We start from the raw sequence: 9,180 nt of genomic DNA on the forward strand, positions 1-9,180 counted from the left end.
TCGAGCGGGATCAGCCCTGGTATGAGCAGCGCCTGCAATCCCTCGATGAGCGCATCCGCCAGAGGTTGGACAGCCTCTCCGCCCGGCTCGGCGATGCGGACTGGCTTGACGCCACGTTCAGCGCCGGCGACCTGATGATGGTGACGGTGCTGCGGAGGTTGCAGCGCTCGGGTCTGCTGGAGGACTATCCGAACATCGCAGCCTATGTCTCACGTGGGGAGGCTCGCCCAGCCTTCAAGCGCGCCTTCTCCGCCCAGCTCGCGGTGTTTACCGCCGCTTCGACTGGGTGAGGTAAATGCTGTCGCCCTCGCTGACCTTGTTTCTTGCCAGCGCGACGAAGGTGCTGGGCGACATCACGCCGCCGCCAGCGCTCAATCTTGCGCCGGTCAGAGAGCGAAAGGTGAGAAAACCGAACCTTCATTCTGAGATCCTTTCATGGCTCAACCCATTGTCGAGCATAAAAAGTCGCATTCAGAAATAGCACGTGCCCTCCGGTTACGGAAAGTTAAGGATAATCTGTATTATGTAATTTCATTATCATACTCGGCACAACATATGACGCCATAGCGCCTATTCACCATCGCTCTCTAGATCCGCCAGATCAACGGCACCAGAAACACCGCGACGAGGAAGAACCAGATCAGCAGCGGAAGTCCCAGCTTCCAGTAGTCGCTGAAGGCATAGCCGCCGGGACCCATCACCATCAGGTTCGTGGGCGTGGCGATCGGCGTGAGGAACGCGCCGGCAGCGGCTACGGCGGTGCTCATCAGCACCGGCAGCGCCGAGATGCCCATCCTTTCGGCGGCGGCGATGCCGATCGGGATGACGATCAGAGCGGTCGCGGTGTTGCTGATCAGTTGCCCCATGATCGCCGTCAGCACGAAGAGCCCGGCCAGCAGCGCCGTCGGCCCCAGATCGCCGACCATGGCGACAAGATGCTCGGCCATCAGGTTTGCCGCGCCGGTCTGCACCATGGCCGTCGACAAGGGCATCATTGCCCCGACAAGGATCACGGTGGTCCAGTTGATCGCGCGATAGGCCTGCTCGACGCTGATGATCCGGTTCAGGATGACAGCGCCGGCGGCAAGAACGCCCGCGACGGCGGGTGGAACCAGTCCAGTGACCAAGAGAAACACCATCGCCGCAAGGATGGCGGCGGCTCGGCCGGCCCCACGGCCCATGGGCAAGGCCTGACGCCGCACCAGATCAGGCGAATTGACGACCAGAACGTCCGGGTCGTCCAGATGGGTGTCCAGTGCTTCCCATGTCCCCTGCAGCAGCATGGTGTCTCCGGCCCGCAGCTTGATACCGCCAGCTTCCCCGGTATTGTCGGCGGAAAGCTGAGTGCCCGCGCGCTGAAGCGCCAGAATGATCAGGTCGCCGCTTTCCGTGACCATTCCGGGGAACACTTCCTTGTCGATCAACCCGGAGCGCGGCGGAATGACGACCTCGGCCAGTCCCGAATTCCGGTTGAACAGGGTGTTTTCGCCCCGTCCGATCCGCTCCGGCTGGCGGAACGCAAGGTGCTGGTCCCCGGCGAAGAGCGCGGCGGCCTCGCCGTCTCCGCGCAGCAGAAGGTGGTCGCCTTCGGCGAGTTGTCTTCGCGCGAGGGGCCGGTCGGTTCTTCCGTCGTGGACAGCCATGAGTTCCAGGTCGGGATAGTCGCCGACATTCAACTCCGTCACCGCCTTGCCGATCAGGGGTGAGGTCGCGCGGATCCGCAACTGGTAGATATTGGCCGAGAGGCCATATTGCTCGACCAGCGTTCGGGCATGGCTGCTGAGATCGGCGGGCATCGTCGCGCCATTGCCATGCGGCAAAAGGCGCTCTCCGAACAGGATGATGATCGCCATCGTCCCGAGGAGCAGCGGCACGCCGACCAATGCGAATTCGAAATAGCCGAACTCACGATAGCCGGCCTGCATTGCCGCGTCCGAGACGAGGATGTTCACCGGCGTTCCGGTCAGCGCCAGCAATGAACCGGCATGGGCGGAAAAGACCAGCGGCATCATCAGTTGCGAGGAGCTTCGCCTCAGCCGCACGGCGGTCACCACCACAACCGGAAGCAGCGCGGCCACCGCGCCATTCACGCTGATCAGCGCGGTCAGCACCGCCACCAGTGTCATCGTCAGCAGCAGGAGGCGTGTGCGGCTTTCCTCGCCCGCCCATCTGATCAGAAGCTGGCCGGCCCAGACTGTCAGCCCGGTTGCCTCGAGCCCCGAACTGACCACGAAAAGCGAGGCGATGAAGATGACGGCCGGATCGCCGAAGCCGATCAAGGCCTCTTCCACGCTCAGAAGCCCCGTTGCCCACAGCGCCAATGCCGTCCCCATCGCGACCAGAACCACCGGAAACCGGTTCCAGATGAACAGGCCGATAATGACGGCAATGATGATGAATATGGTAGCGACCGGGCTCAAACGCGGCCCCCGGCTGATCGTCCGATGGCGGCACGCCCGCGATGCACAGGATCACAAGTCAGCGCGGGCGGGTGCGTGACGCTCATTCCGCGAGGGTCGCCAGCAGCAGGCCCAGACGGCACCCCTTCTCATATTCGGCCAGATCGACATATTCGTTGACGGTATGGATCTCGGCCTGCCCCGCGCCGATGGTCACGGTTGGAATTCCATGTGAATCCAACCAGTTGGCGTCGAGCCCGCCATTCGAGAATATGATGACCGGCTTCTCTCCCATCAACTCGATGGCCTTGGTCGCGCGCTGCACGATCTCGGCATCTGCCGCCAGCTCGAACGGAGGATAGGAGGTTTCGCGGACAAACCTGACATCGGCCCCCGCGCCCTTGTCGTCGAGAACGGCCGCCTTGGCCTTGGCAAAGGCCGCCTCGTAGCCCTCGGCGATGCGCTTGGCGAAAGCCGCGTCGCGGCTGCGCGCCTCGCCACGAAGATAGGCGTAATCCGTCACGACATTGGTGGCGTCCCCGGCAGCGACCAGACCATCCTTGCCGCCGAATATGCCGATATTGCTGGACCCCTGCCCGTCCTCCTTGACGACCTTGCCGAACCAGCCGCCACTTCGCGCCTCGGCCAGTCCGACCGCGCCCACCATGGTCGCGGAAATCCCCTTCTCGGGCGCAACCCCGGCATGGGACGCGCGGCCCCTGATCTCGACCGTCCAGTTCTCTTGCCCGACCGCGCCGATGATCAGCTCATTCGCGCGCTGGCCGTCGACATTGACGCACATGGTCGGCCCGCCAAGATCCTTCGGGTTCAACTCGCGCGCGCCGTGCAGGCCGCTTTCCTCGCGCACCGTGAACAGCAGGGTGATCGGGGGATGTTCCAGTCCGTTCCTGATCAGGGTCTCGGCCAGCACCACCAGCAGCGCGACACCCGTGCGGGCATCGCCGCCAAGCGCCGTGGTCCCGTCCGAGACGATGCGCCCCTTCTCACGCCTCGGCTTGACCCCGGCGCAGAGCGGCACGGTATCGAGATGGGTTGAGAACAGCAGATGCGGGCCGGGACGCGAACCGGGCAGCGTGACGATCAGATTGCCGGTCTCGGTCGGCAGCGGAATGCGCTTGTTCGCATCGTCGAAACGGATGGCCGAATCCGGCACACCGGCCTTCTTCAGGGCATCGACGACGCCGGCGGCAATGGCGGCCTCGTGGCCCGTCACCCCCTCGATGGAAAGAAACCGCATCAGATGTGCTTCGGCCGCCGCGACGTCCAGCGGGATAGCGGTGTTCTGCATCTCATCCTCCGTTCATGGGACCGGCCGTGCTAGAGCCCCCAAGGCAGGCCGAGCGCCTTCCAGACGGCGAAAAGCAACGTCCACAAGACGAATATGCTGAAGACATAGGGCAGCATCAGCGACACAACCGTGCCGACGCCGGCGGATCTTTCGTATTTCTGCGCAAATCCGACGACCAGCGCGAAATAGGCGTTGAGCGGCGTGATCGCATTCATCGGCGAATCCCCGACGCGATAGGCCGCAAGAACAGCCTCGGGCTCGACACCAAGCTGCATCAGGAGCGGCACGAATATCGGCGCGAAGATCGCCCATTTCGCAATCGCCCCGGTCAGCAGCAGGTCGATAATCGCGACGACGATGATAAAGCCGATCAGCAAGGGCAATGCACCGATATTGGCCTGCTCGAGCACGCCAGAAAGGCTGAGCGCCATCACCGTCCCGATATTGGTATAGGTGAAATACGCGACGAACTGGCTGAGGACGAAGAACAGGAAAACGGTGCCGCCCATGTTCTTGATCGATTTCTCGATGGCGGCGATCACCTCGGCAAGTGTCCTGAGCGTCCCGGCCCCGATGCCATAGGCCCAGCCCGTGACCAGAAATACCAGCATGATGAAGGTGATCAGCCCGTTCATGAAGGGAGAGTCGCCGATCAATGTCCCGGAGACCGGATTGCGAAGCGGTGCGCCGGAGGGAATGGTCAGCAGGCACATGACGATGATCAGGCCAAGCAGACCGAGGCCGGCAAAGCGCAGCCCCCGTGCCTCGCGCTCGCCCAGCGTGGTGCCCTGATCGGTCGAAACGCCCTCGCTGGCATTCTCCCGATGATATGGGCCAAGCCGCGGCTCGATGATGCGGTCCGAGACGAATGCGATCAGAACCGTCAGGAAGATGACCGAGACGATCGAGAACCAGAGGTTCGACGCCAGCCCGATCGACCTTGACGGATCGACAAGATGGGCAGCGTCATTGGTGAACTCGACCAGCACGGTATCGAGCGGCTTGATCAGCATGTTGACGGTAAAGGCCCCGGCCACGGCGGCAAAGCCAAGCGCGATGCCGGCCAGCGGATGGCGCCCCACCGCGAGATAGCCGATCCCGGCCAGCGGGATCAGCACCAGATACCCCGCATCGGCCGCGACACTCGCGCATATGCCGACGAAGGCCAGAATATAGGTCAGCGCCCATTGCGGCGAAACGACGACGAGTTTGTGGATCAGCGAGGTGACCAGCCCGGATTCCTCGGCCACGCCAGCGCCGATCATGGCGGCGATCATCAGGCCGACGGCGGTGAAGGCCATGAAATTCGGGACCAGCGACAGATACATGAAACGTATGCCGTCCGCATTCAGCAGGCTGCGGATCGCGGTGCTCGTCTGCTCGATCTCATAGGTCTTCGGATTGATGCGGTCGAATGTCACCGAGGCGCCGAATGCGCTTAGGACGACTGACAGCACGATGACGATGGCAATCAGGATCAGGAATATCACCACGGGATGTGGGACCATATTGCCCACCTTCTCGACCCCGTCGAGAAACCTCTGCATCAATGTCCTGGAATCGGAATTAGCCGTGGCCATGCCAAGTTCTCCCGATCAAACCACCTGCCCGACTTGCCGGGTGACGAATGCCCACCCGAGTGTTTCAGTCTGGAGGTCGATTGAATATTCCGCGTGAAATCAGTGCCGAATACAACTTGATTGGCACATCTTCCCGAGTAATGCAAGTTTTTGTGAACCCTCGGAATTTCCATCCGATCGGGTAAAAGCATTCGCCCTGCCCCGCATTTCAGGCAGGTTACCCGCGGGATTGATACCCTATCGTCCGATCCTCAAGACGCTGCCGACCGATACGGCCCGCAGCCCGTCGGCTGCGGTGTTTCCCGCCTCTCTCCGGGGGGCGATCTTGCGGCTTGCGCGACCTTCGCCTACATCTTCATCAACACTCGAAAGGACTTGCCCATGGCAATGGAAGCCCAGGATATCGAAGCGCTCATCCGTGCGACCTTCCCCGAGGCCAAGATCACGATCACGGATCTTGCCGGAGACGGAAACCACTATGCGGCGGAGGTGATCGACGAAAGCTTCCGGGGCCTCAACCGGGTCCAGCAACAGCGCGCGGTCTATGCGGCTTTGCAGGGCAAGATGGACGGCCCCAGCGGAGAGCTTCATGCCCTGGCCCTGACGACCAAGGCCCCGGAGTAAGTGACGGCGGCCGCGATCCCCTCAGCGGCGCCCAGCAGAGAGAAGGAAGAGCCAGACATGACGGATACTCGTCAAAAAATCCAGGACACCATTGACGGCGCGGAGGTCGTGCTCTTCATGAAGGGCTCGAAGGAAATGCCGCAATGCGGGTTCTCCAGCCGCGTCGCGGGCGTGCTGAACTACATGAACGTCGATTACCGCGACGTTGACGTTCTGAAGGATGCCGACATCCGGCAGGGCATCAAGGATTTCTCGGATTGGCCGACGATCCCGCAGCTTTACGTCAAGGGCGAGTTCGTGGGCGGCTGCGACATCATCACCGAGATGACGCTGTCGGGCGAGCTGGACCAGCTTTTCGACAAGGCGGGCATCGCCTATGACAAGGACGCGGCCAACAAGATCCGTGAAGCGAACGCCTGATCGTAGGCGGTCGTGATTGAAAAAGCCCCGCGTTTCGCGGGGCTTTTTCCTGTTTCAGTCGTCCCTGTGGCGCCAGTCCTGCAGGCGCGTGGCCACGGTCAAACCCAAGGCCAGCGCGCCCACCAGCGGCGCATAGGTTGCAAGACCGGAACGCGGCTCGTCTTCGTCCATCGCGCCGAAGCCCAGCTTCCGCGCCGTGGTCTCTCCGGCCTGACGCGCCGCAGTATAGACGCGCGCCTCGGCCCGGTCAGCCATGCGATTGGCGCGGTATCCCAGATCATCCGCGACGGAATGGATCTTGTTCTCGGCCAGATCCATCACTTCGGCAGCTTTGGCCGACGCGCGGTCAAGCGCCAGATCCGCCGCGTCAGTGGCCTTGACCAGAGCCGCATTGGCCGCGAGGTTGAGTTGCTGCTCGACCTCGAGCCGCAGCGCATCGGTCGTCGGCATCGGGTGGCGTTCCTTGGCCGCGACGCCAAGCGTGATCAGCCCGATCACCACGAGGCCGCCCCCGATCGCCAGCGAGGCGCCAAGCGGCCCCCATCCAAGATGAACGGCAAGCCAGGTCCAGAGCGCCGCCAGCAGAAACCCGCAGCCAATGGTCAGCACGACCCCCGCCGTGACCGTCAGGCCTATGCGGCGCAGCTTGTCCGAAAAGGCAAGCTGCACGTTTTTTGCATAGACGAACATCCTGTCAGCGACGGGCGATGATCAGCCCGAGGAGGAACCCTACCCCGGCCGCGATCCCAAGCGCCTGCCCCGGATTGCGGCGCACCATGCCCGAGAGATCTTCGTAATAATCCTCGGCATAACCCGCGACCTCGCCGGCGCGGCGTTCACCCTCGCGATAAAGGCGGCGGGCTTCCTCACGCGCATGGCCGGCATATTCCTGGCCGCGGTGGCGCGCCGTGTCGATATATTCGGCCCCGCGCTTCTTTGCGCCCTCGACAAAGTCCGATCCCTTCTCGCGCGCGCTTTCGTAAAGCTCGGCGCCACGCTGTTTGGCGGTGTCCAGGGCGTCTGACGCTTCCTCGCCGGCGCGGCGCGCCTCGCGGGCTACATCTTCCGCAGCGCGGCGGGCTTCGGCCTTCAGGTCGTCGGTCGCATCATGATTTGCCATGGTTCGGTCCTTTCGCGGTCAAGATTGCGGTCGCAGCATCAACGCGAGCGTCCCGAAATCGTTCCAAGCCACCCGGGCTCTCGTTGTGACCGCCAAAAGGGAAATCATGAGCCGGTCGCCCGCGCCTTGATCCAAACAACAGATCAAGGCGCTCGGGCCATCGCGGCCATGTGACGACCGCATCTTTCAGGGCAGGAACATCCCCGGGCGTCCGCTGTTGATCCGCGAGGAGGATAGCGGATGACCCGAGAAAACAGCGACCATGACAAGGACAACCCCGCCACGAACCCCGAACGTGAAAACGGTCAGGGCAAGCATGACGGATCGTCCCACAAGCCGGAGGAGTTCCTCAAGCCGGATCCCGAAAGTGGAAAGGAATCGTCATCGAGGCCGCAGGAGGCGAAACCCGGCACGACGATGCGCAGATAAGCGGATCGGACCGGGTATGCGGATAAAATCGAAGGCGGCTGATTAGTCAGGAATGCGGCCCACGGGCCACTCGGGGGGCGGGACTTCCGCCCTCCCCGTCAGGCGACCGAGCAAAGGCTCGGCGCCTCTTGTCCGGTATCACGCCGGATCGGCGGTCCGAAAACCGGCAGAGCGTGCCGCGTGTTCAAAGGCCCGGCGCGCGACCTGGACCGGCAACATGCATTCCATGGCGCTTTCGACCGCCGCGAGAGCGCGTTGGCGGGCGTCATCGACAACCGGCCAGCGTTTGCGGAGCCAGTATTTCGCCTGTTCGATGGTGGAGATCTTCTGAATGTCACCGCTCTCGGTGACGACGAGTGTCAGGGGTTTGCCCCAGCTTATTTCTATCATGGCCTCAAGATGGGCATGAATGCCGGGGAAACAAGGCCCCGGCTCGGCGACCGGCGAAGAGCCGCCACCCCGAATGCAAGGGAGCGCCTGCTGCGACGCTCTCCTGCTGGTTTTCGTGATCCCCGGATCAGAGCAGGATCGTGCCTTTGGTGCCGCTCTCCAGTTGATAGGAAATCTGCGTCAGGCCTTTGGTGAAAGCCTCTTTCTGGAAATTGGCATTGGTGTAGACTGCGGTCCCGTGATCGCCATTGTCACAGGTGACGGGAAGCGTCTGGCTGGGCTGCTGCGCCGCCATATAGGCCTTGTGATCGAACTGGGCCGTGCAGGTATAGCCGCTGCGCGAGGTCATGGCGATGGTATGGGCGCCGTTCTCTGCCACGACGGTCATCCGAGCTGTCATCGGCTCGCCCGCTGCGCCGGTGCCGCTGTTGGTGCAGGCCGCGGTCATCGCAGCCAGCACGAGCACGCCTATCGTCAGCTTCATTCCAACCTCCTGATTGATCTGCTTTTTGGTTCCAGATTTCGAGGGACCGGGCAAGCTTCCCCCGAGTCCGCCCTTTGCGAACGGCTGGGTGGCGGGCAGAATTGCCACGGGTGTCAGCCGCTTCATGGCCAAGGCCATGACCTTCGCGGGGGGCTTTTTGCAGGACGGTCTTCGGAAAAACGGGTCGCGGAAAAGGCAGCGGGTGACAGAACTTTCCGGCGTCAAACCGGACGCCAGGAACCGACTAATCGGCTGGGAAAATCTACTGTAACTCGTTGATTTTAATGGTACCGCCTCCCCGGCTCGAACGGGGGACCCCCAGATCCACAATCTGGTGCTCTAACCTACTGAGCTAAGGCGGCACAGTGCGGGGTACTTAGCCCCAGATTCGGACGGATGCAAGCCTATCTTGCCGCTTATTCGCA

The 9,180-nt window shown here is 62.6% G+C and carries 12 protein-coding genes and 1 tRNA gene; 5 read left to right on the plus strand and 8 right to left on the minus strand.

What is annotated here, in order from left to right:
- Together VNQ78_RS07890 and VNQ78_RS07895 are read left to right on the plus strand one after the other, a co-directional pair.
- Positions 1–290 (plus strand): glutathione S-transferase C-terminal domain-containing protein (locus VNQ78_RS07890; protein WP_325688422.1); only part of this gene is annotated, 290 nt, incomplete at its 5' end.
- A 5-nt stretch (positions 291–295) separates the two neighbouring features.
- A complete protein-coding gene (locus tag VNQ78_RS07895; protein WP_325688424.1) occupies positions 296–481 on the plus strand; it encodes a hypothetical protein in 186 nt (61 codons plus the stop codon).
- A 106-nt stretch (positions 482–587) separates the two neighbouring features.
- Here VNQ78_RS07895 and VNQ78_RS07900 read toward each other — a convergent pair whose 3' ends face one another.
- The 3 genes from VNQ78_RS07900 to VNQ78_RS07910 all read right to left on the minus strand — a co-directional run bounded on the left by VNQ78_RS07900 (position 588) and on the right by VNQ78_RS07910 (position 5,255).
- The gene (locus VNQ78_RS07900; RefSeq protein WP_325688426.1) at positions 588–2,420 is read right to left on the minus strand and encodes an SLC13 family permease; all 1,833 of its coding nucleotides are present in this window, start codon (positions 2,418–2,420) and stop codon (positions 588–590) included.
- An 82-nt stretch (positions 2,421–2,502) separates the two neighbouring features.
- Positions 2,503–3,708, minus strand: a complete 1,206-nt coding sequence (locus VNQ78_RS07905; RefSeq protein WP_325688428.1) for a M20/M25/M40 family metallo-hydrolase — start codon at positions 3,706–3,708, stop codon at positions 2,503–2,505.
- 29 nt (positions 3,709–3,737) lie between these two features.
- Positions 3,738–5,255 carry an AbgT family transporter gene (locus tag VNQ78_RS07910; protein WP_325688430.1) on the minus strand — a complete coding sequence of 506 codons (1,518 nt, stop codon included), beginning with the start codon at positions 5,253–5,255 and terminating at the stop codon, positions 3,738–3,740.
- Positions 5,256–5,669: 414 nt separating this feature from the next.
- Here VNQ78_RS07910 and VNQ78_RS07915 point away from each other — a divergent pair, with 414 nt between their 5' ends.
- Entirely contained in the window at positions 5,670–5,912 is a 243-nt protein-coding gene (locus tag VNQ78_RS07915; protein WP_325688432.1) for a BolA family transcriptional regulator, read from the plus strand.
- 57 nt (positions 5,913–5,969) lie between these two features.
- Positions 5,970–6,332, plus strand: coding sequence for a Grx4 family monothiol glutaredoxin (gene grxD, locus VNQ78_RS07920; protein WP_325688434.1), 363 nt, complete (start codon positions 5,970–5,972; stop codon positions 6,330–6,332).
- Between the two features lie 54 nt (positions 6,333–6,386).
- Here the strand turns inward: grxD and VNQ78_RS07925 are convergent, their stop codons facing one another.
- Both VNQ78_RS07925 and VNQ78_RS07930 read right to left on the minus strand, forming a co-directional pair.
- Positions 6,387–7,001, minus strand: a complete 615-nt coding sequence (locus VNQ78_RS07925) for a phage holin family protein (protein WP_325688436.1) — start codon at positions 6,999–7,001, stop codon at positions 6,387–6,389.
- A gap of 25 nt (positions 7,002–7,026) precedes the next feature.
- Positions 7,027–7,452, minus strand: coding sequence for a DUF883 family protein (locus VNQ78_RS07930; protein ID WP_325688438.1), 426 nt, complete (start codon positions 7,450–7,452; stop codon positions 7,027–7,029).
- Between the two features lie 240 nt (positions 7,453–7,692).
- On the opposite strand from VNQ78_RS07930, the gene VNQ78_RS07935 reads away from it, so the two are divergent.
- The gene (locus tag VNQ78_RS07935; protein WP_325688440.1) at positions 7,693–7,881 is read left to right on the plus strand and encodes a hypothetical protein; all 189 of its coding nucleotides are present in this window, start codon (positions 7,693–7,695) and stop codon (positions 7,879–7,881) included.
- Positions 7,882–8,019: 138 nt separating this feature from the next.
- On the opposite strand, the gene VNQ78_RS07940 is transcribed toward VNQ78_RS07935, so the two are convergent.
- The 3 genes from VNQ78_RS07940 to VNQ78_RS07950 all read right to left on the minus strand — a co-directional run bounded on the left by VNQ78_RS07940 (position 8,020) and on the right by VNQ78_RS07950 (position 9,117).
- On the minus strand, positions 8,020–8,271 hold the full coding sequence (locus tag VNQ78_RS07940; protein ID WP_325688442.1) for a DUF982 domain-containing protein: 252 nt from the start codon (positions 8,269–8,271) through the stop codon (positions 8,020–8,022).
- Positions 8,272–8,398: 127 nt separating this feature from the next.
- Positions 8,399–8,755 (minus strand): hypothetical protein, encoded by a 357-nt coding sequence (locus tag VNQ78_RS07945; protein ID WP_325688444.1) that lies wholly within the window; start codon positions 8,753–8,755, stop codon positions 8,399–8,401.
- Between the two features lie 285 nt (positions 8,756–9,040).
- Positions 9,041–9,117, minus strand: a tRNA-His gene (locus VNQ78_RS07950).
- Positions 9,118–9,180 lie beyond the last annotated feature (63 nt).

The organism is Paracoccus sp. (in: a-proteobacteria) (assembly GCF_035556475.1).
In the GTDB taxonomy this organism is placed as follows: Bacteria; Pseudomonadota; Alphaproteobacteria; order Rhodobacterales; family Rhodobacteraceae; genus Paracoccus.